This is a genomic window from Vibrio sp. 10N, from assembly GCF_036245475.1.
Lineage (GTDB): Bacteria > Pseudomonadota > Gammaproteobacteria > Enterobacterales > Vibrionaceae > Vibrio.
The window spans coordinates 1,205,146-1,231,329 of record NZ_BTPM01000002.1 but is presented as its reverse complement, the minus strand read 5'-3'; the positions used below and the strand labels follow the sequence as shown (position 1 = coordinate 1,231,329).

The window sequence follows — 26,184 nt, the reverse complement described above, 5'->3', positions numbered from 1 at the left end:
TTAGTGTTATAAAAATGTTAATGATTGCGATGTGCTAACTAATCGCGGGTGTTCGCGCAATAATATTGCGTTTATGTGGTTAACTTTGAAGGAATCTGCCAATGGATGAGATTGATAAGAAAATCTTGAAAGAGCTTCAAAGCAATGCTCGATTAAGTAATCAAGAGCTTGCCGATCGCATCGCTCTGTCGCCGTCTCCCTGCCTTCGCAGAGTACGGGCATTGGAGAAACAAGGCATTATTCGTGGCTATCACGCGAGTGTCGATCAAGAGGCATGTGGTTTGCCAGTTAACGTCTTTGTGCTGGTTAAGCTGGAAAAACCTACCGAGGATAATATGCGAGACTTCGAGCAGCACATTGAAGCAATGGACGAGGTTCTAGAGTGCTTTTTGATGACTGGTAATCATGACTATTTACTGCATGTGGTGAGTGGGTCACTGAAAACCTATGAGCAGTTTATTCGTCGCCAGCTTACCCCGCTTACCAATATCGCTTCTATTGAATCAAGCTTTGCATTCGGGCAGGTCAAGCAAAAGACTAAACTTCCGATAAACTAGCCGTCGAACTTTTACACAGCTTTACATCACTTACTGTTGCTGGGCACATTGGCACGCATGTTTGGCTGATAGTTGCCATATCAGCACGCAATAATCTTGTGGGCTAAGTTTTCTTACCAAATAAGAAACGGCTTTGAACTAAAATTCAAAACCATTTTTATATCTCAGTACAATGTCGCATATAAGTTAATCAAACTCTCAACTTGGTTCTAATTTTGGGTGTGGTTTCTGCTTCTTTTTAGGCGAGGGCTTTTACGTCTTACGTCTAAAAATCAGCATGTTACTGTTGCATTTGTCAGTAGTAATGGTGTGGTGATAGGATATCGTTTTGTAACACTATTGTTGGTTTAGTTATTAAAATAGAGAGACATGCAGGATGCGTGTCAGTTGTTCTCACTGAGGGATAATGAAAAAAGCAGAAACCGTTCAAACTATTTCAAATCATCAAAGCTACGCACTACTGAGTGCTCTTCCTTACAATGCGTTTGTGTTTACCGAGCACGGCGATTGCATCGAGGCGTTTGCTGGCAATGAAGCCACTGTTTCGAACTTTGATTACAAGTCGTTGGTTGGATTGAGTCTAAAGCAGATGCTGTCTCCAGACCTCGCTAAGCGACTTCAAAACCACATCCGCAAAGCCATCGAGTCTGATCTGACCGAAACAATCGTCCATCCGGTTAGCGCTGCCGATTTAGCGCCTGAGTTTCAAACCTTAACCGGACCGAATGATACGCTTTGGTTTGAAGGCAAAGCGACTCGAATTCCTGCATGGGAAGGGAAGGCGAATGCAGTGATGTGGCTGAGTAGTGATATCACGTTAGCGATTAGCCGTGAACAGAAAATAAAAGCATTGATTGAGATGGACGCGCTAACCGGCGCTCGAAGTCGTCGTGCGCTGCTTAAAAGTTTACGTCGCGCATTTAAAAACAAAGAGGTTTCGTCACCGCCATATTGTTTACTGTACATAGAAGTACGTGACTACTCCGCTTACAAAAAAGACTATGGATTGGTGAGTAGTGAGAATTTGCTCAAACAGTTGAGTGTTTTTTTCCGGCGACACCTTAGACCTTCGGACAAACTTTATCGCTTTGAAGGTAGTGACTTTGTCGCCATATTGCCAAATACAGTTTACGGAGGTGCCTGCAACCTGGCAAAACACCTCACAGAAAAGCTTATCAACACATCAATAGAAATTGGTCACCATACCTTAACCATACCTATTGATGTGGGTGTGGCAGAGAGTCATACAAACTCAACAACACGCCCACTGGACGTTTTGTACCGTGCCAATGAAAATGTCGGCAAGTAACCACTTAGGGTAGTGGTTAGATCTTAGCGACTAGCTTTTGTAATAGCTGGATGATCGCCGCCTGTTCCTTATCGGTAAGCGCTGCAAGAAGCTGTTGATTCACTTCGAGAGGCAAGTGGATCACTTCTTCTTTAAGCGCACGTCCTTTTTCGGTTAGGTAGATTTTAAATGAACGTCGACTTTCCGGATCCGGTTGACGTTCCACAAGGCCTAGGGTCTCCAACTTGTCGATAGTGCGCGTCGTCGTCGAGCTTTCGACTTTGGACATCTGAGCGATCTCTCGCTGATTAATCCCTTCTTTTTCCCATAAGCACATCAACGTTGGCCACAATGCTAACGTCAGTCCTTTTTCCTTAAGGCGCTGATCAAATTCTTTAGATGCGTGATTGGCAACTACGTTGAGCAGCCAGCCGAAACTGGATTCGCGTGCAAATTCGTCTTTCATCATATTTCCGTTGTGCAAATCTTGTAATAAATGTCCCGCAATGACGTTGTGTTGTCACCGTGACTGGCAATCAAATCGCTATACCATTGATGGGGCAACTATTGCGATAGTAACTAAAATAGCGCCGATTAGCACCAAAAATGCACGGCGCTGGTTTACTATCGTCGGAGCAATGGTGTCGTGTTTTACCCATTGCTTGCCTGTCACCATTGCGAGCAGTAGCGGTTTGCCAATGAGTTTGTATCCAACGATCGCTGCTACATGTGCAGCGATCAGCCAAGGGAGTAGTTGAGCCAATACAAGATGAACTTGTTCTCCCGTATCATAAAGGATATCTGGGATTGTAAGCCCATATTGTTCTAATCCGTCAAATAGTCCGGCGAGTAACATCCCGCTTAAACACTGCAAAACAAGAAGGCCTAGCATAGTCACCACCATAAGGGCACCTAATGGATTGTGCCCCGTAGTGGCAGGGTGTTTACCTGTTAGGTAGTCAAGTATCTGCTTCGGCTTTTTGACAAACTGTTTGAAGCGGCTGGTTTCACTGCCAACCATGCCCCAGGCCATGCGCCAAACCAGCAGCGTAAACAAAACCATACCAAGCTGTAGATGTGGCCCTGTATCTTGCAGCCCAGTGGCCATTAACGCCAAAAATAAAAATGCTTGTGCCCAATGGTAAATGCGTGTCGCTGCATCCCAAACTTTAATGTTGTTCATAATATCTACTCGTTATCGAAGAAGTGTGATTAATTTACACAACAACAGTTGCGCACGCAACTGTTGTTGTGTAAATTAATCTGGATTCAAGTTAACTCAAAAATAAGGTGGATGTATGTTGTTAGTAACAAAGGTTTGCTCTAAGGCTGCAGTAAGTGCGTTGGCGTTTATGTCATTGGCGATGGTTCAAGATGTTCAAGCAATGAGCCATGCAGAATCTGTCACTACACGTCAAGGGGCGTTTGAGCGTATAGAGAGCCAGACGGAATGGGTTGATGACCAAGTGAATGAATCACAAGTGGATTGGCAGGCATTGCAAGCCGCGAGTGAACAGCTTCTCGAAGACAGTTTGCTATTGTCTGAAGCTTTCCCCGTGGGTAGCCAGCAAGGCAGTAAAGCGAAAGAGTCGGTTTGGAAGAAACCGGCAAAATTTCAGCAGTTACTGACAGAAATGCAGCAGGGCTATCAACAGGTTGTGGATGGCGCTAAATCGCAATCTGTGGAAGCGGTGGAGAAAGGGCTTGATGCGGCTAACTCCACTTGTCGCAGTTGCCACCGAAGTTATCGTTCGCGTTGGTGATTTATCCTTGTCAAGGTCAGTTGTTAGAGCTCAAAGCGGAATGCGTATCGAGTGCCACTTTTCTAAGCGATACTAAAGATGTCTAGCTTCTTAACTTGTCACTCCTATGACTTGCCATTTATAGTTAACCTATCAAGCATACCGAAAAGGAATAAAAACAATGCGTTGGATGTTAATTGGAGCCTTGGCAGTAGGTGGTTTAGTAGGTTGCCAATCCACTTATTACTCTGCAATGGAGCAAGTTGGTTACCATAAGCGCGATATTATGGTGACGCGGGTTGAAGATGCCAAAGAGTCCCAGCAGGATGCGCAAGAGGAATTTACTAGCGCACTTGAGGCGGTATCAGCTTTGAGTGGTTTTGATGGCGGTGATTTGGAAAAAGTCTACAACGACATCAACGATAAGTATGAAGACAGCGAAAAAGCGGCGGAGGAAGTTCGTGATCGTATCTCGGCAGTCGAGGATGTCTCAGAGGCGTTGTTCGAGGAGTGGCAAGGCGAGCTTGAGCAATACACGAGTGCTAAGCTGCGTCGCTCAAGCGAGCAAAAGCTTAGAGACACGCAAGCATCTTATCAAACCATGTTGAAAGCGATGAAACGAGCAGAGCAGAAGATGACGCCGGTACTTAATACATTGCGCGACAACACGCTTTACCTCAAACACAACCTTAATGCGAGTGCGATTGGTTCATTACAAGGTGAGTTAATCAGCCTAGAGAAAGACATTCAGGTCGCGATCAATCAGATGAACGCCGCAATCGAGGAGTCGGATAAATTTATTGGTAAGCTTAATAACCAATAGCGAGCGTCAAGCAAGGATTCTTCTTTGAGGGCTCCCATAATTTGGGGGCTTTTTCATTCTGCGCCTAAATTGTATTTTCAAGATTTCCGTCACATCAATTTCTTCTGTTTAAGTTTGTAAAACCCCTTAAAGCAAACAACTATTAACGAATAACTCACCACATCCGAGGGGAACCATGAGCAGTGTATTTCATCGAAGTTGTCGGGGGCAGTTGCCGACCGTGAGTCATGGTGATGGGGTTTATCTTTTTGATACCAATGGCAAGGCATACCTTGATGGTTGTGGTGGAGCCGCGGTGTCTAATTTGGGGCACAGTCACCCCAGAGTAAAACAGGCGATACGAGAGCAGCTCGACAGTATTCCTTATGCCCACACTGGTTTTTTTACCACCGAAAGTAGTGAACGCTTGGCGGACCGCTTGGTGGAATTAGCACCTACCCCATTAAAGCATGTGTACTTCGTGAGTGGTGGCTCGGAGGCCGTAGAATCCGCGCTGAAAATGGCGCGCCAGTATTTTGTCGAACAAGGCAAAATTCAAAAGACCCAGTTTATTGCTCGTCGGCAAAGTTATCACGGGAATACTCTCGGTGCGCTAGCCGTAGGCGGCAATGAATGGCGTCGAGAGCCCTTTAGACCTCTGCTCGCAACGAGCCATCATATCGCACCATGCTATGCCTATCGTGACAAACTGGACTCGGAAAGTGAGGCGGAATATAGCTTGAGAGTGGCGAATGAGCTTGAGAGTAAAATCCTGACCCTAGGAGCAGAGAACGTAATGGCATTTGTCGCGGAGCCAGTCGTTGGGGCAACCGCTGGAGCGGTGCCAGCCACAGCGGGGTATTTACGGCGCATTCGAGAGATATGCGATCGATATGATGTGCTGCTTATTCTGGATGAGGTTATGTGTGGTATCGGGCGGACAGGGTCTTTTTTTGCCTTCGAGCAAGATTATGTCGTACCTGATCTTGTCACTGTCGCGAAGGGATTGGGAGCAGGGTACCAGTCTATTGGTGCGGTCATCGTTCATGAGAAAATCTACAATCAAATCGCAGATGGCTCAGGCTTCTTTCAACATGGTCACACATTTATGGGCCACCCCCTGGCGTGTGCATCCGCTTTAGCTACCGTAGATACTATTGTTGAAGAGAACTTGCTTGCTGAGGTTACTCATAAGGGACAAGAGTTACGAACTAGGCTGCAAGATGCCATTGGCGATCTGTCATTCGTCGGTGATATTCGTGGAAGAGGCTTGTTCGTTGGTATTGAACTGGTGGCAAATAGGGAAACAAAAGCACCGTTAGCCACACAGACACAAGCGCATAAATGGGTCAAGTCTATTGCTATGGAGCAAGGGTTAATGTGCTACCCCATGTCTGGCACCATTGATGGAAAGCAAGGGCATCATGTCTTGCTCGCGCCGCCGTTCATCATCGCTGATGCGGAGCTGGATGAGCTGGTCGTCAAACTCACGCACTCACTCAAGCTAGCAGCTGTAAAGTGGGGGGGTTAGTATGACTGTCCAACCATTTTCAGAATCTGCGATCATTGTGGCCCCGAATGGTGCTCGCAAAACCCGTTGCGATCACCCGAACCTTCCCATGGATCCACAAAGTATTATTGATGAGGCGATCGCTTGTCGAGATGTGGGAGCGGCAATGGTGCACTTGCATGCTCGGGATAAACAAGGTCGGCACTCACTTGAGCTTTGCGATAATCTGCCTCTCTACCAAGGGCTCAAGGAGCGGGTAGGTGACAGTCTGCTAGTTCAACTGACCACAGAGGCGGTTGGGCAGTACCTTCCAGACCAGCAGCAAGCGTTAATTAAAGCGATAAAACCCGAAGCGGCGTCCTTTGCGCTTCGAGAGCTTATTCCTGACGAGCAGCATCTAACATCGGCGAGCCGCTTCTTTCACTGGGTCGCAGAGCAGGGCATCATTTCGCAGTATATCCTCTATGACGAACAAGACTTGCAGCACTATTTGCGATGGTTATCGCGTGGATTGTTGCCCAATTACCACCATCATTTGTTATTAGTATTAGGGCGCTATCGCGATGGGCAGTTGGCACATCCGCAGGATCTCGCTCCTATGTTGGGATCACAATTATTTGAACTGGATCACCGTTGGGCGGTGTGTGCCTTTGGTCATTTTGAACACAATTGCTTGACGGCTGCTATGCTTATGGGGGCTGACGTGCGAGTAGGGTTTGAAAATAATCATTATGACAATCAAGGTGCTATCGCGGATAGCAATGCTGTTTTAGTGACTCAACTTGTCGATACGGCGACAGCGCTCAACATCAAACCGATGACAACAGAAAGATTAAAAAACCATCTCACTTCGACCGGTTGTTAAGGAGTACACCGGTCAGGATACCTACGACAGGAAAAGGAATAATTATGACCAAAATAAAGACCATGTTAACCGTATCTGCTGTTTGTATGGCAATGGGCGGCGCTACCCTCGCGCACGCCAAAGACCAATTTGTGACAATTGGTACTGGTGGTGTAACAGGTGTCTATTATCCTACTGGAGGGGCGATTTGCCGATTGGTAAATAAAGACCGCAAAGATCACTCGATTCGCTGTTCTGTAGAAAGTACAGGCGGTTCTATCTACAACATTAACACCATTCGAGCGGGTGAGTTGGACTTAGGTATCGCGCAATCAGATTGGCAATATCATGCGTACAATGGTACTAGCAAATTTGCTGATGCCGGCCCTTACAAAGAGCTTCGCGCAGTGTTCTCTATTCACCCAGAACCGTTTACCGTTGTGGCACGTGCTGACTCAGGTATTGAGAAGTTTGAAGATCTAAAAGGCAAACGAGTGAACATCGGTAACCCTGGCTCAGGCCAACGCGGTACGATGGAAGTACTGATGGACGGCTACGGTTGGGGCATGGATGTATTCAAACTGACTTCTGAGCTGAAGGCTTCTGAGCAATCTAAAGCGCTTTGTGACAATAAAATTGATGCAATGATCTATACCGTTGGTCACCCTAGTGGCGCTATCAAAGAAGCAACAACCTCTTGTGATAGCAAGCTAGTAACTGTTGACGGTTCTGTGGTTGACAAGCTGGTAGCAGACAACAGTTTCTATCGTGTTGCCACAGTGCCTGGTGGCATGTACAAAGGTAATCCTGAAGACACGACGACTTTCGGTGTAGGTGCGACATTTGTTTCATCTACCGCAGTACCAGAAGATGTGGTGTATAACATCGTTAAGTCAGTGTTTGAAAACTTTGATGACTTCAAGCGTTTACACCCAGCATTCGCTAACCTCAAGAAAGAAGAGATGATCAAAGACGGTTTATCCGCACCGCTGCACCCAGGTGCTGAGAAATACTACAAAGAGGTAGGGCTACTAAAATAGTCTGTCGGCCTTAAAAAGTTCAAACCCAACGCTGATGCGTTGGGTTTGTTGCTTTTGGGGGGAAAGCAAAAAAAGAGGCAATACAAAATGGTATTGCCCCGAGTTACACACATAACACAAGTTCTAGGTGCTTAAGGCCAAATCATAATGCGCCTAGTTGCGTTTGTTTTTGTCAGTAAACCGTGAGCGAAATGTCAGCGCCATTGGCAGTTGGAACCGCTCTCACAGTTATTTTTGGGACATCATTTTAGCTTGGCAGAGGTAATAAACTCGCCAAAACTTTCACACCACACGATAGCCGTATTGTATTGAGTTAAATCGGTTTGTTCTGGAAGTGTCAGCAAAAAACGATCGAAAGTTTTTACATCTCCCACTTGAAGCATGGAAGCTTTGTTGGCGACAAACTCTGCCTCAGTTTCTATGAAGGTAGGTGAGAGGTACAGTTTGTAATCAGGCCCCGGAGCCAGTTCGCCGATAAACATCGCACTCTTGTCGGAAAAGCTGATTTTACCCTCGCCCCAATGGAGAAAGTCACTGTCCGCGCGCTCTTTGATAAATTCGCCCTGATAAACAATGGCTGAGCTTTGCGACTCTATTGCCTCTATGGATGGCGAGTCAGGCTGAGTGAGAATAGGTAGAACATAGATTCCCAACATAAAACCAGCAAACAACGCCGCTAAGTGAGTAAAAAGTAATAAGACACGTTTCACAGAGATTCCCTTCTATTCAAAAAACGGATAATACATAGAGATAACTCTAGTACAGCGAAGAACTGTTTGATAGCCATTAAAGCGGTTGTTACTTAGCGGTCTCTTTTCACGTCTGCGATGGTATTTCCTGTGCTTGCTTACAAGCTCTCCTATACTTTTTGCTAGGGGGATTGCTATGAAAATCAGATTGTTAATCAGTACTGTCACTATAGGGCTGGCGAGCTCCTTGATTGGACATCAGGTCGAAGCCGCACCATCAATGGGGTTGGTTTTACCTGGTGGTTGGCAAGCTTGGGGTAGTCGCGCAAAAGAGATTCAACAATGGGAATCACAGAATAGCGATATTGTATTTGGCAGCTTAGGTTCACCAGAGCTAAACAAGCAGACTACGGCTCTAGGTTATATGTACAGCCAGAAGCTAGACTGCTTTGCTGGCGAACAAGAAGCGTGGCTTCATCGACAATTGTGGCAGCAAGGCATTAACCCAGAGCATCTATATTTGCATGCCGCTCAAGAGACGCACTTAGCCTACGACCACTTATCTGAAAAGGCGCAGCAATTCCTCGATGGAAAGCCACTTCATATGATGGTGAAAAAGGGCACGGTGCTTCAGACCGCCCGACTACCGTTAAAACTGTCGATAGATGAAGAGCTCATCGTCGTCACCTCCCAGCCTTTTGTAGCTATCAATGTTCCCTCCACCGATACACTGTCGATTAGCCTTGCTAAGCCAGAGCAGGTTGGTGCGTCGATAACTGAGTGGCAACCATTGGCGATTGATGAGTCGGATGTTAGCTCCAATTCGAATACAGAGACTTTGCTGAACCTTACTATCGATCAACAGATGCTAGCGGTTACTCCTTGGCTTGGTGAGTATCATTTCAATACTGGACATCATGCGCTTGATTTAGATATGCCGGTATACATGGCGCGGTTAAGTTGGTCAACTCCGCAGACTATAGATGCATTGTCGGTTGACTATGGCTTGCGTCAGGAAGCAAAACACTTGGTGATACTGGGGTGGGATTGGCGAAATGATGCCAACGGAGATGGGTATTTGGATGATGACGAGTATCGCCAAAGAACAAATCTAGAAGCGCTAGCACGATATGCTTCACAAGCCCGTCTTATCCCAATTGGCAATATGTGGCCCGGAACCTGTTGGCAACGCACTAACTTTTCTCACCCCGCAGCCAATCAAGCACATATGGATTGGTATAAGTATGATTGGCACAGACAGGGACTGAGCGGCGCCTACAACGATGATATGGCAAAGCTGCTTGGCGGCAATCAATATCAAGTGTTCAAAGGTGGCGCTATCGCCGAGTTGCCAGGCACGTTAGGCACTGATGAGGCCGCCTTGAATTATGCAGGGCAAATGGCAAGCTTTCTCTCACAGCTTAAAGACCACCTACCCAATACGAAGCTGGCCGCTAATATCTCTGAGCTTAATCTCTGGCGTTACCCGCAATGGACCCCTGAACTTAGAAGTGTTTTTGATGTTTGGCTAAGAGAGCACTACCTGTATGCGGCAATGGGAACGGATGCACTTCGCGAGCGTTGGGAGCACTTTGCTCTTTCTGCGATGGGGGATGTGAGCCTTGTTATGACCACGACCCGCCTTGGTCGCAGCGAGGGCAATATCAGTGATGAGCAGGCTTGGCAGCAAGACATCGCCACAGGATTGGCTCTCTATTACTTGTTCCATATACCTAATCAAACCCATTACCACAGCTGGAATCAGACCTTTTATTACAGCAGTGGTCCAACTGATGACAATAACTGGCACCAAAGTGGCGCGGTGAAAAATCAGGTCTATCGCCCCACCGATATGCTCAGCCACGATTTAGGTGAGCCTATTACCGAGACCGATTCCTCATTTGACTGGTTAACGCAAGATCGAGCGGAAGCTAAGCAAGTTGAGCAGCTTCTTAAATCGAACCGTTCTGGGTGGTTTTGGCTTGATAGCGACGACAATTGGTTTTGGCCTAAAAAATACAAAGCCATCGGCCGACGATTTGAACACGGCATAGTAGTTTACCTTGCTGGTGGGTCACGAGCGGATAGCGAGATGTGGCGCGATGAAGCCGCGTGGAGCGAAGAGAGTCAAGCCATACGATTGCCAGCTCAATATCAACGAGTGAATTGGGATGGCAGTTTAGCGCCTAAGAGTAATCGAATTGAACTACGCCCCTATGAGGGAGCGGTGTTGATCGCCGATTGACGGTTGGGGACCTAGGCTTGTTAGGTTCGCAATTAAATCGAATAAATATTGTGAAAACGTCGAATTTATTTCTAAGTCATCCGTGCCTACGTTTATAAAACAATATATGCAAAGGATGAACCAAATGAAAATGACCTACAACTTGCTGATTTGCGCGATGTCCTTCACAGCATTAAGTGCTGGAGCTAATGAACCTGTTTGGGATGCCAACAAAGTGGAATTAGTGAGTGAAACTCTGTCGGACGGTGTTTACGCTTACTATGCGTCAAATGCAAAAAAATTAGAGGCTAAAGGGTTTCCTGTGGCAACCAGTGGTGGGCTGGTTGCTGGCACTGAAGGCGTGTTAATTATAGATACCATGCTCAACAAACGCCTGAATGCACAGGTTCAAAAGATGGTCGGTAAGGTTGGAGGTAAGTCGCCCACAATCTATGCAGTGAATACCAGTTATCATGGCGATCATTCATACGGGAACATGTACTTACCTGAACAGTCTGTGATCATTCAACATCAAAACACTAAAGACTATGTCGACAACAACTTTAAAGCCGACACGGAGTTTATGATGTATAACTTTGGCCAGGGGCGTGGTATTGAGGAAATCGTTCCTACCACTGGGGATGTGCTAGTTGAATCAGGTAGCCAAATCGCTTTGGATTTGGGAGATAAGACAGTACACATCATCGATTTTGGTTTTGCTCAGACTGGCGGCGATCTGTTTGTTTGGGAACCTGAGTCTAAGGTGATGTGGACAGGTAATGCCATTGTTGCTGTCAAACCTGCTTTACCATGGCTACTTGATGGCCATATGCTGGCTACCCTCGAAACGTTCAAGAAAGTGTATGACTTTTTACCTGAGGACGCTCGGGTGGTGCCGGGGCACGGGAGTGTAATGAGTAAAGCCGATATTCAATGGCATATTGATTATCTGGAAACGGTAAAAGAGCAAGTTCAGCTTGCGGTGAACGAGGGATTGTCCTTAGAAGAAACAGTCAAGCGTGTAAGCATGCCTGAATTTGGTGGTTACGCGTTGTTTGGTTGGGTACATTCTGGATTAAATGTGCCCGCTGCCTACAAAGATCTGACTCAAGCAAACTAAGTATTTTGTTGTTGAGAGAATTGGGTGGCTTAACTTGCCACCCAAGTCCCTTGTCTTATAGGGACGTGGGTGAAAAGCGCAATATTATGAGAGCGTGCTGTCCCAATAGGGGACGCTACCATAGTAGCCTGCGAGAAAATCAATGAATAAGCGACTTTTTCGCGGGAGAAAACGGGTTGAAGGGTAGACAATATACGCCCCGATCTTGTTGAGAGTATAGTTCGTTAAGATAGACGTAAGAGCCCCAGATTGGAGCTCCTTCCAGACAATAAAGCGGGGCAAGAAAGCAATACCATGCCCGGATGTAGCCATATCTTTTAGAAAGTCGCCATTATTGGCCACAAGGTGTGGCGTTATGGGGGCGAGGTGGCTGTGATTATCAGCATCGGTCAGCGTGATGCCGGAAAGTGGTGTTTGGCTGTACTTGAGAAACTGGTGGTGTTGTATGTCTTCAGGCGTCATGGGGGTGCCATGTTGTGCCAGATAGCCCGGGCTGGCGCACAGAACATGCTCTATATTGGCAATCAGTTTCGCTTTCAGCGAAGAGTCAGTGAGCTCGCCAATGCGTAGGGCTAAGTCGATGCCGTCTTCGACAAGATTAATTTTTTTATCAGAAAACTCCAGGTCGAGCTTTAACTCCGGGTGTCGTTGGCAGAACTCTTTCAGAGCGGGTGTTAAATGATGCAACCCAAACGAAAGCGGTGCGGCTATTTTTAAGTTACCTGTGAGGGTGCCCTGCGAGTGAGCGATCTCGGCGTTGAGTTCCTCCATCTCTTCAACAATTAGGCGACTTTTCTGGTAGTAGCGTTCTCCTGCCTCAGTCAGACTTGAACTTCTGGTGGTTCGGTTGATGAGCTTTACTGCTAGTAGCTGCTCTAACTCTGCCAGCCTTTTACTGACCGCTGATTTGGCAAGGCCAAGTCTCTCTGCGGCTTTGGTAATACTGCCCGTCTCCACAACTGTGATGAAAATCTTGATGATCTCTAATTGCCCCACAACCGTTCCTCCTTATTGTTCTCATTTTGAGAATTATTATTCTCCATTTTTGATGTTTATTGTTATTTGGTCAACAACTAATATGAACTTATCGAAACAACACCAACTTAATTCACTATCTTTAGGAGTGTCACTATGAACAAGCTACAACAATTATCAGCACCAGCAGGCCGTCTATTTCTCGCTCTTATTTTTGTTATGTCGGGTTTTAGCAAAATAGGCCAATACGAGCAAACTCAAGGTTATATGGAGATGATGGGCGTACCAGGAGCACTTTTACCGCTCGTAATTCTGACAGAAGTTATTGCCGGTCTTGCCATCGTTTTGGGATGGAAAACTAAAGTTGCCGCTGTCGCGTTAGCAGGATTTAGTGTGATGTCTGCCATTTTGTTCCACGCCGACTTTAGTAACCCTGCAGAAATGACCAATTTTATGAAAAATATCTCTTTGGCTGGCGCGTTTTTAATTTTGTTTGCTCAAGGCGCAGGTGCTTATTCACTCGACAATCGTCAGAAGTAACCGAATTGAAGGTGAAAACCAGGACGAATTAACCACGTCCACTTTGTAACCATAAAGGAGATCACATCATGGGGAAGTTAATCAACGGACAATGGCATAACGATTGGTACGAAACTAAGTCAACCGGAGGAAAATTCGTACGCAAAGCTTCGAGCTTTCGAAACTGGATTACTAAAGATGGCAGTGCCGGACCGACGGGGGTAGGTGGATTTAAAGCAGAACCAGATCGCTACCATTTGTACGTGTCACTAGCTTGTCCCTGGGCGCATCGTACGATTATTTATCGTAAGCTGAAGGGACTCGAGGAGATGATATCAATGTCGGTTGTGAATTCGTTTATGGGCGAGAATGGTTGGAGTTTTCTACCTGGGGACAAGGTTATTGCGGATCCAATCCATCATGCAGAGTTCTTGCATCAGATTTACACCAAAGCAGACGCTAATTATACCGGAAGAGTCACGGTACCGGTGCTTTGGGATAAGAAAACCCAAACTATCGTCAGCAATGAATCGGCAGAAATCATCCGTATGTTCAATGACGCATTTGATGACGTAGGGGCAACACCCATCGATTTTTATCCCAGCGACAAGCAGCAAGAGATCGATGAACTTAACGACTTTATCTACCCTAACATTAACAATGGGGTGTATCGAGCGGGCTTTGCAACAACACAAAATGCTTATGATGAAGCCGTCAGACAGGTCTTTGAGGCGCTGGATAAGTTGGAAAGCAGGCTAACAACTCATCGATACCTAACTGGCAAAGAAGTGACAGAAGCGGATTGGCGACTGTTTACCACCTTAGTTCGGTTCGATGCCGTTTACGTAGGCCACTTCAAGTGTAACCTTCGTCGTATTGTCGACTATCCTCATGTATGGGGCTATTTGCGCGACCTGTATCAGACTCCCGGAGTCGCAGAAACAGTGGCATTGGATTACATTAAAGCGCACTACTATGCTAGCCACGAAACGATTAATCCAACGCGTATCATCCCTGTTGGACCAATCATCGATTTTACACAACCCCATGGCCGAGAGTTATTGTCTTGACTGGCAGTTGAGAAGGAGTCTGAGTATGGGAAAGCTAGTCGCAGGTCAATGGTTAAACGATGATGAGCTAAGAGCGTTGGAGCAACAACAATATCAACGGACCAATGGGAAGTTTCAACGTGATAGTGCTCAGTTTAGGCACTGGGTCACACCAGATGGCAGTGCTGGCGTTTCTGGGGTAGGAGGCTTTAAGGCAGAAGCCGGACGCTATCATCTATTCGCCGCGCTGAACTGCCCCTGGGCACATCGAACCTTGATCTACCGGAGTGTTAAGCATCTGGAAAAGGTGGTGTCACTATCACTGGTCAAGCCATTAAGAACTGGTGAGGGGTGGGTATTTGAAGCGAATAATGCAAAGGGTGAGTCCAGGTTTACCGACACCCTTTTAGGGCTGACTGCCTTGCATCAACTGTACTCAAAAGCCGACTCAAATTATACCGGTCGTGTAACCGTGCCTGTACTGTGGGACAAAGAGCAAGGCAAAATCGTTAGTACAGAATCAGCCGATATCATTCGCATGTTCAACAGCGCTTTTAATGATATCACCGGTGATACCCAGAACTTTTACCCCGATTCACTGAAAAAAGACGTCGATGAACTCAATGAATTCATCTATCGAAATCTCAACAATGGGGTATACCAAGCTGGTTTCGCTCGTACACAGGCCGCATACAATGAAGCCGTTGCCAACGTGTTCTCCGCGCTTGATAGTCTGGAGCTGCGATTGTCAGAAAGTCGCTATCTACTTGGTCAACACGTGACGGAAGCGGACTGGCGCTTACTGCCAACATTGGTTCGTTTTGATGTCGCCTACTTCACTGCGTTTAAATGTAACTTGCGAGCACTGCGCGACTACCCGCAATTGTCACGTTATTTGCGAGATATGGTCAGTCTTCCTAATGTTGCCAAAACTATAGAGCTGGATGTTTATCGCAAAGGATATCACTCAGTGAGTCCGTTGCGTAACCCACATGGGATAGTTCCAATCGGCCTAGAGCCTGCGTTCTCCGTTGTCGAGTGAGGTTAAGCATGTCTAAAGTCACACTGGAACAATGGCGCATGTTCCGCGCAGTTGTTGACCACGGTGGTTTCAATCAAGCTGCAGATGCAGTTAAAAAAAGTCCTTCAACCGTGCACCATTCTATACAAAAACTAGAGTCTATTTTGGAATTACGTTTGTTAAAGGTGATAGGACGAAAGGTGGTGTTGACTCAAGCGGGAGAGCTCGTATTACGTCGTGCTATACATCTTATTGATGACGCGGACAACCTTGAAGCATTGACGCAGCAGTTGAAGTCTTCGCAAGATGGATTGTTACGTGTTGCTGTCGACCAGGTTTTCCCAAGACAGTGTTTATTGCATGCGTTAACTACATTGTCGGATTTGTTCCCTAATGCAAATATCGAATTATTCGAATCAACACTAGGGGGAACAACAGAGTTGCTAAAGCGCAATGAAGTAGACGTTGCTATCGGTGCGTACCCCATCGCCGACCGATACTTTGAGGAAGTCGACCCCGTAGAATTTATCGCAGTGGCTCATCCAGAGCATCCATTACACCATCGAGACACGGAATTGTCATTGGATGACTTAATTCCTTATCGTCAAATCGTGGTGCGTGACACAGGCATAGGGCCAAAATTAGATCACGGGTGGTTGGGCGCCAATCAGCGATGGACTGTGGGTAATGTTAGTACATCAATACTGCTTGTTAGCCGAGGCTTGGGTTATGCGTGGCTCCCGATTGAAGAGGTGCAAACAAGTATCACTAATGGAGAGCTAAAGCCACTTCCCTTAGGCTTGAACCAGACTAAAAGAAGTGCCTTCTATTTAATGGCAAATGAAGTTGATGGACTAGGGAATCTGGCGAAACACTTTTTTAAATTGATCCGTACAACCGTTTGATTTTCGGATGTTGAGGGAGAGTCTGTCTATACTTTTTGCCTAATAAACGGTTTTGTTACACAAGGTGTGCCCCCTTCTTCTCATTTTATCTTTAAGTTTTCGCAGACTTTATTGTCTCAATATCCTATGTCTTTATCGTTTTTCTCTGGTGGCGAGATAGCGTATGTGAATTAGATCTGCAGGAGTGATATCAGCCAGATGGCAAATCATTGAGGGCGCCATGCCGTAAGCGATAAGATTCTCCCAGCTTTGGTAAGCGCGCTCTATATACTCTAACTCCTGTCGATTAGCGGCGGCGACTCCCTGTCTTACGTTTCGCATCTGTGTTCCGATCCAGATTGGAGATGCGTGAGTATTTTCTTGGTTTTGGTACTCATAGGGGTTAAGTGTCGTCATTATTTTCTCTTGTTTAGGATTCGCTGAGAAGATTAACCACCTAATCGCTTTAGATATAGGCAGCCAATTTAGTTTGTACCATTAATCATATTTATGCTTCCCAGTTAATGTCGAGTCGTTTTTCACTACCATGGCGCTAAATGGTAAGTACCAAAATTATCCCGCCCTACAATACGCTCCATCACTTGGTCGTAGACACTATTGAGAGGCTATAGCTGCTAGTAAATAACTTTTCGCAGCAAATGGCATAAGTGTCCGACTTTCATCAACGAGGATTGAACCGCTTAGGATGGCTTGATTGAGGCAACGACTTTGAAAAACACATTCATCACGAAATTAGCATTGGCAACCACTGGTATTCTGGCACTTACAACAACCGCACAAGCGTTTGAGTTGGGTGCAGATACAAGACGCGGTGTCACGTTTCAGTTCGATAAAGTGATTGTTGGTGTAAAAGACAACTATGTGAATGGTGGTTTCGCTTTTCTAGAAAAGCCAATCTCTGCGGAACATAACATCAGCTGGTTTGTTGAGGGTGGTGTCGGTTATAACTGGAACAGCGAACGTGTTGATGTGCATGCTCCTGTTGGTCTGCGCTGGAAGCCAGTAAAAAACTTGGATGTTGACCTGTTTGCAACGCCGGAAGTTAAATTTAATGATGGTGCGGATGTTGGAGTGGGTGTGGACTTAGGTGTATCTTGGAAGTTCTAAACCTGAAGACTCTATAGCAAATAGCGCTTAAGCAGATAGTAAAGAGGCAATACATAAAAGTATTGCCTCTAGATGTTTGTAGTCAAAGTAATATCTGTTTAACCGTTGCTTAATAAATGACTTATCGTCAAATATGTTGCTCACCAAAGTTCCCACTTGCCTAACTTGCAATTAGGCCAAAGCGACGGTGTTAATTTTTATTGATACTGGTTGTTTTGAATCACCGATTTCAGTATTTCCCGTGTCGCCTTATGATCTTCATCGTTTACAAAACGTCGGTGGTAGATCATACGGTGCTGAACGTTGCGTATTTCTAGTGGGATCGGGAATATTTTCAGGTTTAACATTGGAGCCAAATGTTTGGCGAGCGACAGCGTTGATGCCCCTAGTAGATTCGTTGTGGCGGCGAGAGCAAGCATACTCGATACAGAACCGGTTTCTGCTTTGATGACTCTTGGTGGGCTGGGCTTTTGTGATAAATAATCCATCATATTGGCGTTATTACGACGAATTTTCAGGGCGATATGTTGGGCTCGATAGTAGTCTTCGTAAGAGAGTGAATCACCGATATCTGGATGATCTTTTCTGCACACACAAACGGCGGGTTCTTCAATAATGTCTTCCACAACGTGTGCTTGGCTGGTGCTTGTGGCGAAATCGATGGCAAGGTGAACCTTTTGTGAGTCTATATCGGCGAGCAATTGTTTTTCACTAAGCGGCGCCTCAACAAAAGAGAGCCCAGGTAAGTCACAGACCAGATGCATTAGGCTCTCACTGCAGTAGACTCGAGTGATCTCTTGTCGCTTCTCTATCGTCTCAAGTACCGCGAGTGGCATTTCGATCTTATCGGACAGTGCCACGGCCGCGCCAGTTGGTGCGATTCCCCTTCCTGATCGAACGAACAACGTCTTTCCCACCACACCTTCTAATCGTTTCAAGGCTGCACTCACCGCTGGCTGAGTAAGGTTAAGCTCTTCTGCTGCTAGAGTGATAGAGCGGTGTCGATACACTGCGCTAAAAGTGGATAGAAGGTTTAAGTCCATAACAAACTGATCTGATAGATGATATCTCTATCCTAGCAGAGGGTTAGGTGCTGTCAATTAGGTGAGATGGCTTGCTTTGTAAGAGAGCCATACCAATTAAAATATAAATTTCATTTATGTTTGTTGGGTTTATTACTTTATTTATATTATTTTCATAAATGTCTAAGCTTATTCTCAACAGCACAGGGAGGTGATTGCTTGTTCAGAGATTAAGAGAATTCAACTATGAAAAACATTCGTATCATTTCCATTATGGCATTGTCCGCGCTGGTCTTCACTGGTGGTGCCAACGCTCACACGACAGATTCTGACTTAAAGTTTAGAGGCGGTTTGGGTTATGCCTCCCTTGAAGGAAACCACTCGGCAGTCAATGCCACAGTGGGGTTGGAGCTTAATCAATACTTAGGGATTAACTTCGATCTCTACAAAGGCACAGATAGCAGTATCGATTATACCGGTGGCGGTTTTGCTTTGGAGCTTGGCTACAACTTCGCTTTACCAAACAGTTTTGAACTTCGCCCTTTTGTAGAGGGAGGCATGACGGCAGGTGTCATGAACAATGAAATAGAGGGCATGAACAGAGATGGTCATCTTGGTTTTAGCTCAAATATTGGTTTTCGAGTTCAGCACGAAGAAGTGCCTGTTTATGCCGAGTTTAAAACCGACATTCACACTTCACACACCGACGCCCGTTTCTTACCTGAAAATACGTTCCTAGTTGGTTTTCGACTGCCCTTATAGCGTCTATTTAAACCAAATCTAGCGAGCTTGCTCACCCCTTAAATACTAACTTTTTAATCACCAACCCTACAATGTGGGTGTGGAGAGATCACTATGCGAAAAATTCACCAATTAAGCGTTATGACTGGCGCGATCCTCATGTCGAGTGCGGTTCTAGCGCAGAATCCGTTTGAGCACTATCAATCAGAAAACTCAGCCAGTTTTTCAGGCTACAAACACTACAACTACGAACAAAATGTCAGTACGGACGAGCTGATGAAGCAAGGCGGTAAGATCTACTCCTCTCCTGAGGAAATCCACGCCATTTTACAAGGTGGTCTCAAGACCGACATTCAAACAGGAGAAGAGCTTTGGAAAGAAGGTCTGATGTTTGACGGTATTGAGCCGATGGATCATATGGTTACCGCTGCTAACTGGTTCCCAAGAACGGAAGAGGTTCAGCACAATGAAATGCGAGTGACCTTCATGGGTACTTCTCCCATGATTCGACCTGGGCAGGCCAATACGTCCATCTATGTAGAGCTTGGCAATGGCGATAATTTTGTGTTTGACCTGGGTGAAGCGTCCATTGCCAACTATATTGGCGCCGGCGTCGCTTTGAACGAACTCGATAAGGTGTTCATCACTCACTTGCATGTCGACCATTTTGGCTCACTACCTTATTTGTATCAGTTTGGTGGCTGGAATGGTCGCTGGGAAAAGCCGCTGACGATTTATGGTCCTTCTGGTCGTAATCCAGAAGACGGTACGCGCCATATGGTTGAAGGCATGCTGCAGATGCTTTCGTGGCACCAAGATGCCTTCGATGTGTTTCCATCTGGTAACGATATTGAGGTGGTGGAATACGACTTCAAAGATGATGGCGGTGTGATTTACGACGTTGATGGCGTAAAAGTTTCTCATTGGCGTCGTTCACACGCTAAAGATGGTGCATCTGCGTACAGGCTGGATTGGACGATCAATGAAGAAGAATCGTTATGTTTTGTATGGACAGGCGATGGCCGACCAACTGAGCTTGATATTGAATATGGCAAAGGCTGCGATTTGTTTGTCACCGAAGTACAAACCGAGTTAGTAGGGCTTGCTTCTATCGTACAGGGGGTGCCTGCTTTCTTGACGCGCTACACCATCGATACGCACCACACCTCTGGCTACGCAGCAGGTTGGCTCGCAAATCAGGTACAGCCAAGGCTGTTCATGACTACACACATGGAATTTGACCCTTATTACAACAACGAGACGGTAGCCCAGGTTCGCGAACATTGGAAAGGGCCATACCATTTCGGAGCTCCAGACATGATCGTCGCCAACATTACTCCGGACAAAGCGTGGGTGCGAGAGGGGATTATTCCAGATTTTCCGAATAACCGAGCCCCTCAATTCAACTTAAACGAAGGCGAAGTATTCCGAGTACCAGTGCCTAAAAATTCGAGAGCCGATATTCAAGAGCAAGAGATTCGAGACCTAGAAATCGATGAGTCATTGTATTACCCAGAGGGGTATCACCCTGAACTGCTTAAAGAATGGCCATTGGATCGTGATTTGATCGTACCGACCGAAGTGTTGCCAGAGAGCATGAAACGCGGCATGGGTGAGAAGCAAAGAATGGTGGATGAAATGCGTAAAGCCCATGGCCTAGAGCCTCGTTCAGTCCATAGGAAGTCGTCTTCAGATCCATATCGTGATACTCGCGAAGACAACACCAAAGATCAATAACCCTTACTAGCGGGCATTACATACGATGCCCGCGCTCCAACCGCTTTTTATCGAGACGATATTATGTTTAGACGATTGACCACTTTCACATTAATAACTATGAGCCTGGCAGGAACAGCAGTGCATGCAGCACAACATGATCATGACACGCTCTTTAGCCGCGACAATGCCGTTATGGCCGCTGCCGCTGTAGAGACAGTTAATGCCTACTGCGTTGAGCTTGGTTCGATGACCTCCGAATACTCAACTCAAAATGCCACCATGATTCGAGAAACTATCGAAGGGTTATCAAGCGAAGTCTTACACGAGGCCTATACCTTCAGCGAAGACGATGAAATGTACCTACAAGGTGTCGCTCTTGGCAAAAGATTGATTCAGGAAGCTGAACAAAAAGGGCACGTGAACCAAATGTGCGTTCAACCAGAGGAGACAACGTTATGAAAAAAATCGTACTTAGCTTGGCAGCAATGATTCCAACTTTGGCTCTTGCTTGTGGTGCTCACGTCCATAACACGTTACCGCACTATGAAAATTACACGGAGTCACTAGTTGCAATGTCGGTTTGTAAAGTGAATGAGCATATATCGGAAGAACAATCAGCGGTGTGGTTTAAAAAATTGGCCTGGGTAGCAAACGGTACAGACGAGGAGTTGTTTGAACACTATGCTCACTTCGCCGCGGATCATGTAAAGGAGATTGCGAGTGATTCTGAAATGCTACCCAAGTGGACGAGTGACTATTGTAAAGATCAGTTTTTTGATGTGATGGCGATGGATCAGGTTGTACTAGAGGATCTTTATGACGAGCAGGAATTGGCCGATAGAGATTTCAATCGCCATATTAAGTCATCAGGTAGCGAGAACTCGTTAGACAAGCCGCAAGCATAGTGTTTTAACTCGCTGACTTAGTCACGATTAAGCGCTACGTATGATTTCTAATTCAATGCAAGCCAGTTTAGTACAATGGCTAAACTGGCTGCTTTCGGAATTGTAATCTGGATTAGACCTAAGTGGGGGTTGTGATTTCAATATCCATGGCGCAAAGTAAGGAAAAATTGTTGATACAAATATAGACAGATGGATTTAGCGAGTTTTCTAAGGTTGATTCTTCTTGCCTCAATATGGGGCGGCTCCTTTTTATTTATGCGCATCGCTGCCAACGTAATGGGGCCTGCGGTACTGATTGAAGCGAGAGTATTTTTTGCGGCCATTGCTCTGTTTGTTATTAGTATTTATTTAAAGAAGAAACTAGAGTTCACCAAGCATACTCGACACTTTTTTATCATCGGACTGTTCAATACGGCGCTGCCGTTTCTGTTGTTTGCTTATGCCGCGCAAACGTTGAATGCTTCCACATTGTCGATTCTCAATTCAACCGCTGCCATTTGGGGGGCGGTGATTGGCGTATTTTGGACCAAAATACCACTAACAAAGCGCGGAGCGCTTGGATTATTGATAGGTATTATTGGTGTTGCTGTGTTAGTCGGTTGGGATGCGGTGCGGATAGGTGAAGAGGCGACGCTACCGATTGTTGCAGGCGTGATGGCTGCGTGTTGTTATGGCATTGCGACCAATTACGCAAAGAATGCGCCTTCCATACCGGCATTTAATAATGCTCATGGCAGCATGTGGGCAGCCTGTTTGATCGTGTTGCCGTTGATACCCTTTGTACCAATGAGAGAGGCGCCGACTCAAGAGGTATGGTTAGCGGTAGTATTGCTGGGCGTTGTCTGTACAGGGGCGGCATATTTACTCTATTTTCGTTTGGTTACAGATATTGGACCGTCTTCCGCGTTGTCGGTCACCTTTCTAGTTCCGATGTTTGGAATACTGTGGGGCAATTTGTTCTTGGGTGAACCTATCGGCATCAACACTGTGGTGGGAACTATATTGGTTATTAGTGGCACGATGCTTGTAACGGGGTTCTCTTTTTCTTCACTGAGAAAGGTCAGAGCTGGGTAAGGTTGGCATGAAGGCGACTTGCCACGAAATTAAACAGTGGCAAGTCTTTGGGGGTGTTTATAGTTGGGCTTTGGGTGCAGGTGTAAACAGTTCGCGGATTTGTTGAATCAGTACAAAAAATACACTTGCCATAATACACCCAATAAAAGTGGCGGTGACTATGCCACCAAATGACGCCCAACCCAATGCCTGTTGGCCGCCAGAGCCGACAGCGCTCGCCAGCATTAACGGTATCAATCCAACCCCGAATGAGAATGCGGTCATAAACACTGCGCGAGCACGCAAACGGAGTGCTTGAACCGCCGCTTGCTTAATAGTTAATTCACCTTCATCGCGCAGCGTTTTAGCGAACTCGACGATAAGAATCGCGTTTCGAACGGTCATACCTATCAGCAAGATGGCCGATAGCTGGGTAAGAATGTTGATGTTGCCACCAATATGAATCACGCCCTCAACGATGCCTATAACCGCTGTTGGAACGGTCAACATAATCGCGAGAGGGATCAGCCAAGACTCATACTGTGCGACCAACACTAAGAAGGTGACTAGCAGAGCGAGACCCATGACTAGGGCAACCGTATTTCCAGCATTGACTTCTTCTTTTGCTGCGCCGGTGAACTCAACGCGATAACCAAACTCTTCAGCAAGCTCTTGTATCGCCTGGATAGCTTGACCTGTCGCAACGGTTGGAATGACGTCGATGAATACCCCTTGCTCAGCGTTATACCGAGTAATGAAATTAGGGACTTTGATTTGTTCTACATCGAAGAGCTTATCGTAGGTGATACGTTTACCATTTGATTTTGACAACCCGGTTTGTTTCAGTGCTTTCGGGTCCAATCGATAGTTGGGGTCATTTTGCACCATCACCTTGTAGTTTCGTCCACCCATATTGAATGTGTTGATGTACATACCACCAAAGTGCGTTTGCATGCCTTCAACCACATCCGAGAACGTAACACCATATTTTAGCAAGTCATCGCGCTTGATATTGAGCTTCATGGAAGGTTTTGTCACTTCGAACTGAGCCATCGCTAGGCCAATTCGCTCGTCTTCCATTAAGCGTGCGTTAAAGTCCGTTGTGAGTTTGTAAAGTTCATTGGGTGTTAATTCCGGTGCAAGCAAAACGAAGTTTACACCATCGACCATGCCTAGCTCAGGAATGACAGGTGGTTTAAAAGCAAACGCTTGGATATCGGTATTTTCAGCTAAAATGGCATTCACTTGGTCTGTGATAGCGACGTCTGTAGCCGTTCGGTTTTGCATATCATCAAGCGACACTAACATCATGAAACTGCTCATTTCTGCGGTTCCAGTTAGCAGATTAAACCCGGATGCCTCAACACTGGTGGAAACGCCAGGTAGCGCATTGAGCTGCTGGGTCAGATTGGCTAGGTATTGGTCGGTCTGTGTCAACGCTGTGCCTTGTGGGAAGCTTCCAACCACAAAAATAGCGCTAGTATCTTCTTCTGGTAGGAGACCGGTTGGCAAGCTCGCTCCTCGCTCTACCGATAAATAGAGGCCACCAGCTAGCAGCGCGATAGTAAGTATTGGTAGGCGAGTTGCTGTCCATGCTAGACCAGTAAAAGCTCGGATTTTCTGTGTAATAACCCATTCAACGGACTTTGCGATAGCATTTTTCTTTGGCGGCTTCATAAACAGCGCGCACAGCGCAGGAGTCAGTGTGAGCGCCACTAAGGTTGAAACTACCACAGAGGCACATAGGACGATGCCAAATTCAGAATAGATAGTGCCGGCCATGCCTGGAATAAATAGTGAAGGGGTAAAAACGGCAAGCAACACTAGCATAGAAGCGACAATTGGAGAGAAGGTGATATCTAAAGCTTTAGATATTGCTTGTTTAACTGTCATCTTGGGATGTTCGTGTAGTTGATGCTCGGCGTTTTCAATAACGATAATTGCGGCATCAACAACAATACCAATTGCCATCACCAGACCAAACATGGAGATGATGTTGATTTGAATACCAAGTCCACTCATGACCGCAAATGTGCCAATGAGAGAAACGGGAATCGCCGTTACCGTAATCAAGGTCAATCGAAAATTTTGCATAAAAAGGAGAGTGACCAAGGAAACAATGGCAACAGCTAGGACCAAAGTTTCTACAACGCTGTAAATGGCGCCATCAATAAAGGTAGTTGCATCGTAGACGGTCTTGATTTGGTAATCGCTTGGCTGTTGTAAAAGGGATTTAATGCCGGAGGCTACATCCATTGCGTTGGCTTCTGGAGTTTTGTAGATGAACAGCACTGCACCGTTAGCGTTTTCACCATAAGCATTGGCGGTATAGATTTCGCTACCTAGCTCGATTTCTGCGATGTCTCTTAAGAAGATGGTTTTTCCTAGCTCGTCTGAGCGAACGACGATGTTGCCAAACTCTTCAGGGGAAGATAGACCACCCTCAACGGTAATTGGGAATTCAAACTTATCGTTGACCACGCTACCGGCGGAAGCAATCTTATTTTGGGTGGCGATTGCATGATTGATTTCATCGACATTGATCGAGTAATGCTTCATTTTGTTCGGGTTGAGCCAAACACGAATTGAGTATTTCTTTTCACCAAGTACATCGACTTTTGACACGCCGTTGATACGTTGAATTCTCTCTTTTAGTGGACCGCCTGCGAACGCGCTGATCTCAATAGCCGATGCCTCGCCAGATGGATCGGTAATTGAGATGCCGAGCATTAAGCCATTAGAGAGTTTCTCCACTTTAACACCATTTCGCATTACATCGCCGGGTAGCTCCGGAAGAGCGAGGTTGACGCGATTCTGTACCAAGTTAACGGCTTTGTCTGAATCAGTACCACTTTCAAAAACGACTTCGAGAGTATAGGTACCATCTGCACCGCTGGTGGACTTCATATACTCCATTCCAGCGACACCATTGACCTGTTTTTCGACTTCAGGAGCGACGGATTTCGCCATAACATCAGCACTGGCACCGTCCATGAACGTTGTGACTTCTACGGTTACTGGCGCAACGTCGGGGTACCTTCCTATTGGGGAGTTGGCGGCAGCGATTGCTCCAATAAGTGAGATTAAAAGCGCAATAACAATTGCAAACTTAGGCCGTTCTATGAACATTTTAAACATGTTAGCTACCCATTGATGAATAATTGTCCTGAGTTTACGCCTGGGTATTTTTAATCACAATTGAGCCGCTGACTGTTCTATCAGCAAACGAAATAGCAAATATTTGAGGTTCGAATAGCAAGGTTTGACATCGTATCTGAAGAGCTAATTTCGTGACTACGTATTTGCTGATGGAATAGAAGCTATTTTTCCAGTGAGTTTTAATGTCGCTACA

Annotated in this window: 26 protein-coding genes; 19 read left to right on the top strand and 7 right to left on the bottom strand. The window is 46.1% G+C overall.

What is annotated here, in order from left to right:
- Positions 1-101: 101 nt before the first annotated feature.
- Both AAA946_RS21750 and AAA946_RS21745 read left to right on the top strand, forming a co-directional pair.
- Positions 102-557 (top strand): Lrp/AsnC family transcriptional regulator, encoded by a 456-nt coding sequence (locus tag AAA946_RS21750; protein WP_338166833.1) that lies wholly within the window; start codon positions 102-104, stop codon positions 555-557.
- Positions 558-963: 406 nt separating this feature from the next.
- The gene (locus AAA946_RS21745; RefSeq protein ID WP_338166832.1) at positions 964-1,866 is read left to right on the top strand and encodes a sensor domain-containing diguanylate cyclase; all 903 of its coding nucleotides are present in this window, start codon (positions 964-966) and stop codon (positions 1,864-1,866) included.
- A gap of 16 nt (positions 1,867-1,882) precedes the next feature.
- Here AAA946_RS21745 and AAA946_RS21740 read toward each other — a convergent pair whose 3' ends face one another.
- Positions 1,883-2,311 (bottom strand): MarR family winged helix-turn-helix transcriptional regulator, encoded by a 429-nt coding sequence (locus tag AAA946_RS21740; protein WP_338166831.1) that lies wholly within the window; start codon positions 2,309-2,311, stop codon positions 1,883-1,885.
- 78 nt (positions 2,312-2,389) lie between these two features.
- Positions 2,390-3,019 carry a cytochrome b/b6 domain-containing protein gene (locus AAA946_RS21735; RefSeq protein WP_338167222.1) on the bottom strand — a complete coding sequence of 210 codons (630 nt, stop codon included), beginning with the start codon at positions 3,017-3,019 and terminating at the stop codon, positions 2,390-2,392.
- A gap of 124 nt (positions 3,020-3,143) precedes the next feature.
- Here AAA946_RS21735 and AAA946_RS21730 point away from each other — a divergent pair, with 124 nt between their 5' ends.
- The 5 genes from AAA946_RS21730 to AAA946_RS21710 all read left to right on the top strand — a co-directional run bounded on the left by AAA946_RS21730 (position 3,144) and on the right by AAA946_RS21710 (position 7,783).
- A complete protein-coding gene (locus AAA946_RS21730) occupies positions 3,144-3,608 on the top strand; it encodes a c-type cytochrome (protein ID WP_338166830.1) in 465 nt (154 codons plus the stop codon).
- A gap of 232 nt (positions 3,609-3,840) precedes the next feature.
- Entirely contained in the window at positions 3,841-4,410 is a 570-nt protein-coding gene (locus tag AAA946_RS21725) for a DUF2959 domain-containing protein (protein ID WP_445206131.1), read from the top strand.
- A 175-nt stretch (positions 4,411-4,585) separates the two neighbouring features.
- Positions 4,586-5,920 (top strand): aspartate aminotransferase family protein, encoded by a 1,335-nt coding sequence (locus AAA946_RS21720; RefSeq protein WP_338166828.1) that lies wholly within the window; start codon positions 4,586-4,588, stop codon positions 5,918-5,920.
- Between the two features lies 1 nt (position 5,921).
- Positions 5,922-6,764 carry a 3-keto-5-aminohexanoate cleavage protein gene (locus tag AAA946_RS21715; RefSeq protein ID WP_338166827.1) on the top strand — a complete coding sequence of 281 codons (843 nt, stop codon included), beginning with the start codon at positions 5,922-5,924 and terminating at the stop codon, positions 6,762-6,764.
- Positions 6,765-6,826: 62 nt separating this feature from the next.
- Positions 6,827-7,783 carry a TAXI family TRAP transporter solute-binding subunit gene (locus AAA946_RS21710; RefSeq protein WP_445206130.1) on the top strand — a complete coding sequence of 319 codons (957 nt, stop codon included), beginning with the start codon at positions 6,827-6,829 and terminating at the stop codon, positions 7,781-7,783.
- 242 nt (positions 7,784-8,025) lie between these two features.
- Here AAA946_RS21710 and AAA946_RS21705 read toward each other — a convergent pair whose 3' ends face one another.
- Positions 8,026-8,493: a DM13 domain-containing protein gene (locus tag AAA946_RS21705; protein ID WP_338166825.1), complete on the bottom strand. Its 468-nt coding sequence runs from the start codon at positions 8,491-8,493 to the stop codon at positions 8,026-8,028.
- A gap of 175 nt (positions 8,494-8,668) precedes the next feature.
- On the opposite strand from AAA946_RS21705, the gene AAA946_RS21700 reads away from it, so the two are divergent.
- Entirely contained in the window at positions 8,669-10,717 is a 2,049-nt protein-coding gene (locus AAA946_RS21700; RefSeq protein WP_338166824.1) for a hypothetical protein, read from the top strand.
- 124 nt (positions 10,718-10,841) lie between these two features.
- Entirely contained in the window at positions 10,842-11,816 is a 975-nt protein-coding gene (locus AAA946_RS21695) for an MBL fold metallo-hydrolase (RefSeq protein WP_338166823.1), read from the top strand.
- 84 nt (positions 11,817-11,900) lie between these two features.
- Here the strand turns inward: AAA946_RS21695 and AAA946_RS21690 are convergent, their stop codons facing one another.
- A complete protein-coding gene (locus tag AAA946_RS21690; RefSeq protein WP_338166822.1) occupies positions 11,901-12,812 on the bottom strand; it encodes a LysR family transcriptional regulator in 912 nt (303 codons plus the stop codon).
- Positions 12,813-12,947: 135 nt separating this feature from the next.
- Here AAA946_RS21690 and AAA946_RS21685 point away from each other — a divergent pair, with 135 nt between their 5' ends.
- The 4 genes from AAA946_RS21685 to AAA946_RS21670 all read left to right on the top strand — a co-directional run bounded on the left by AAA946_RS21685 (position 12,948) and on the right by AAA946_RS21670 (position 16,285).
- Positions 12,948-13,331, top strand: coding sequence for a DoxX family protein (locus AAA946_RS21685; protein ID WP_338166821.1), 384 nt, complete (start codon positions 12,948-12,950; stop codon positions 13,329-13,331).
- A gap of 68 nt (positions 13,332-13,399) precedes the next feature.
- Positions 13,400-14,380, top strand: coding sequence for a glutathione S-transferase family protein (locus AAA946_RS21680; protein ID WP_338166820.1), 981 nt, complete (start codon positions 13,400-13,402; stop codon positions 14,378-14,380).
- A gap of 25 nt (positions 14,381-14,405) precedes the next feature.
- On the top strand, positions 14,406-15,401 hold the full coding sequence (locus AAA946_RS21675; protein ID WP_338166819.1) for a glutathione S-transferase family protein: 996 nt from the start codon (positions 14,406-14,408) through the stop codon (positions 15,399-15,401).
- Between the two features lie 8 nt (positions 15,402-15,409).
- Positions 15,410-16,285 (top strand): LysR family transcriptional regulator, encoded by an 876-nt coding sequence (locus tag AAA946_RS21670; RefSeq protein WP_338166818.1) that lies wholly within the window; start codon positions 15,410-15,412, stop codon positions 16,283-16,285.
- Between the two features lie 132 nt (positions 16,286-16,417).
- On the opposite strand, the gene AAA946_RS21665 is transcribed toward AAA946_RS21670, so the two are convergent.
- A complete protein-coding gene (locus AAA946_RS21665; RefSeq protein WP_338166817.1) occupies positions 16,418-16,681 on the bottom strand; it encodes a hypothetical protein in 264 nt (87 codons plus the stop codon).
- Between the two features lie 312 nt (positions 16,682-16,993).
- On the opposite strand from AAA946_RS21665, the gene AAA946_RS21660 reads away from it, so the two are divergent.
- A complete protein-coding gene (locus AAA946_RS21660; protein ID WP_338166816.1) occupies positions 16,994-17,392 on the top strand; it encodes a hypothetical protein in 399 nt (132 codons plus the stop codon).
- Between the two features lie 197 nt (positions 17,393-17,589).
- Here AAA946_RS21660 and AAA946_RS21655 read toward each other — a convergent pair whose 3' ends face one another.
- The gene (locus AAA946_RS21655; protein ID WP_338166815.1) at positions 17,590-18,435 is read right to left on the bottom strand and encodes a LysR family transcriptional regulator; all 846 of its coding nucleotides are present in this window, start codon (positions 18,433-18,435) and stop codon (positions 17,590-17,592) included.
- A 225-nt stretch (positions 18,436-18,660) separates the two neighbouring features.
- Here AAA946_RS21655 and AAA946_RS21650 point away from each other — a divergent pair, with 225 nt between their 5' ends.
- The 5 genes from AAA946_RS21650 to AAA946_RS21630 all read left to right on the top strand — a co-directional run bounded on the left by AAA946_RS21650 (position 18,661) and on the right by AAA946_RS21630 (position 22,853).
- Entirely contained in the window at positions 18,661-19,176 is a 516-nt protein-coding gene (locus AAA946_RS21650; RefSeq protein WP_338166814.1) for an outer membrane beta-barrel protein, read from the top strand.
- 93 nt (positions 19,177-19,269) lie between these two features.
- Complete coding sequence (gntH, locus tag AAA946_RS21645; RefSeq protein WP_338166813.1) at positions 19,270-20,892, top strand: guanitoxin biosynthesis MBL fold metallo-hydrolase GntH; 1,623 nt, start codon at positions 19,270-19,272, stop codon at positions 20,890-20,892.
- A 120-nt stretch (positions 20,893-21,012) separates the two neighbouring features.
- Positions 21,013-21,333 carry a hypothetical protein gene (locus AAA946_RS21640; RefSeq protein WP_338166812.1) on the top strand — a complete coding sequence of 107 codons (321 nt, stop codon included), beginning with the start codon at positions 21,013-21,015 and terminating at the stop codon, positions 21,331-21,333.
- On the top strand, positions 21,330-21,779 hold the full coding sequence (locus AAA946_RS21635; protein ID WP_338166811.1) for a hypothetical protein: 450 nt from the start codon (positions 21,330-21,332) through the stop codon (positions 21,777-21,779). The genes AAA946_RS21640 and AAA946_RS21635 overlap by 4 nt, the downstream gene beginning before the upstream one ends.
- A gap of 189 nt (positions 21,780-21,968) precedes the next feature.
- Positions 21,969-22,853 (top strand): DMT family transporter, encoded by an 885-nt coding sequence (locus AAA946_RS21630; protein WP_338166810.1) that lies wholly within the window; start codon positions 21,969-21,971, stop codon positions 22,851-22,853.
- Positions 22,854-22,910: 57 nt separating this feature from the next.
- Here AAA946_RS21630 and AAA946_RS21625 read toward each other — a convergent pair whose 3' ends face one another.
- On the bottom strand, positions 22,911-25,970 hold the full coding sequence (locus AAA946_RS21625) for an efflux RND transporter permease subunit (protein WP_338166809.1): 3,060 nt from the start codon (positions 25,968-25,970) through the stop codon (positions 22,911-22,913).
- Positions 25,971-26,184 lie beyond the last annotated feature (214 nt).

Coding starts and splice junctions, on each gene's coding strand:
- AAA946_RS21750 (WP_338166833.1), top strand. CDS start 102: ATGGATGAGATTGATAAGAAAATCTTGAAAGAGCTTCAAAGCAATGCT.
- AAA946_RS21745 (WP_338166832.1), top strand. CDS start 964: ATGAAAAAAGCAGAAACCGTTCAAACTATTTCAAATCATCAAAGCTAC.
- AAA946_RS21740 (WP_338166831.1), bottom strand. CDS start 2,311: ATGAAAGACGAATTTGCACGCGAATCCAGTTTCGGCTGGCTGCTCAAC.
- AAA946_RS21730 (WP_338166830.1), top strand. CDS start 3,144: ATGTTGTTAGTAACAAAGGTTTGCTCTAAGGCTGCAGTAAGTGCGTTG.
- AAA946_RS21725 (WP_445206131.1), top strand. CDS start 3,841: ATGGAGCAAGTTGGTTACCATAAGCGCGATATTATGGTGACGCGGGTT.
- AAA946_RS21720 (WP_338166828.1), top strand. CDS start 4,586: ATGAGCAGTGTATTTCATCGAAGTTGTCGGGGGCAGTTGCCGACCGTG.
- AAA946_RS21715 (WP_338166827.1), top strand. CDS start 5,922: ATGACTGTCCAACCATTTTCAGAATCTGCGATCATTGTGGCCCCGAAT.
- AAA946_RS21710 (WP_445206130.1), top strand. CDS start 6,827: ATGTTAACCGTATCTGCTGTTTGTATGGCAATGGGCGGCGCTACCCTC.
- AAA946_RS21700 (WP_338166824.1), top strand. CDS start 8,669: ATGAAAATCAGATTGTTAATCAGTACTGTCACTATAGGGCTGGCGAGC.
- AAA946_RS21695 (WP_338166823.1), top strand. CDS start 10,842: ATGAAAATGACCTACAACTTGCTGATTTGCGCGATGTCCTTCACAGCA.
- AAA946_RS21685 (WP_338166821.1), top strand. CDS start 12,948: ATGAACAAGCTACAACAATTATCAGCACCAGCAGGCCGTCTATTTCTC.
- AAA946_RS21680 (WP_338166820.1), top strand. CDS start 13,400: ATGGGGAAGTTAATCAACGGACAATGGCATAACGATTGGTACGAAACT.
- AAA946_RS21675 (WP_338166819.1), top strand. CDS start 14,406: ATGGGAAAGCTAGTCGCAGGTCAATGGTTAAACGATGATGAGCTAAGA.
- AAA946_RS21670 (WP_338166818.1), top strand. CDS start 15,410: ATGTCTAAAGTCACACTGGAACAATGGCGCATGTTCCGCGCAGTTGTT.
- AAA946_RS21665 (WP_338166817.1), bottom strand. CDS start 16,681: ATGACGACACTTAACCCCTATGAGTACCAAAACCAAGAAAATACTCAC.
- AAA946_RS21655 (WP_338166815.1), bottom strand. CDS start 18,435: ATGGACTTAAACCTTCTATCCACTTTTAGCGCAGTGTATCGACACCGC.
- AAA946_RS21650 (WP_338166814.1), top strand. CDS start 18,661: ATGAAAAACATTCGTATCATTTCCATTATGGCATTGTCCGCGCTGGTC.
- gntH (WP_338166813.1), top strand. CDS start 19,270: ATGCGAAAAATTCACCAATTAAGCGTTATGACTGGCGCGATCCTCATG.
- AAA946_RS21635 (WP_338166811.1), top strand. CDS start 21,330: ATGAAAAAAATCGTACTTAGCTTGGCAGCAATGATTCCAACTTTGGCT.
- AAA946_RS21630 (WP_338166810.1), top strand. CDS start 21,969: ATGGATTTAGCGAGTTTTCTAAGGTTGATTCTTCTTGCCTCAATATGG.
- AAA946_RS21625 (WP_338166809.1), bottom strand. CDS start 25,970: ATGTTTAAAATGTTCATAGAACGGCCTAAGTTTGCAATTGTTATTGCG.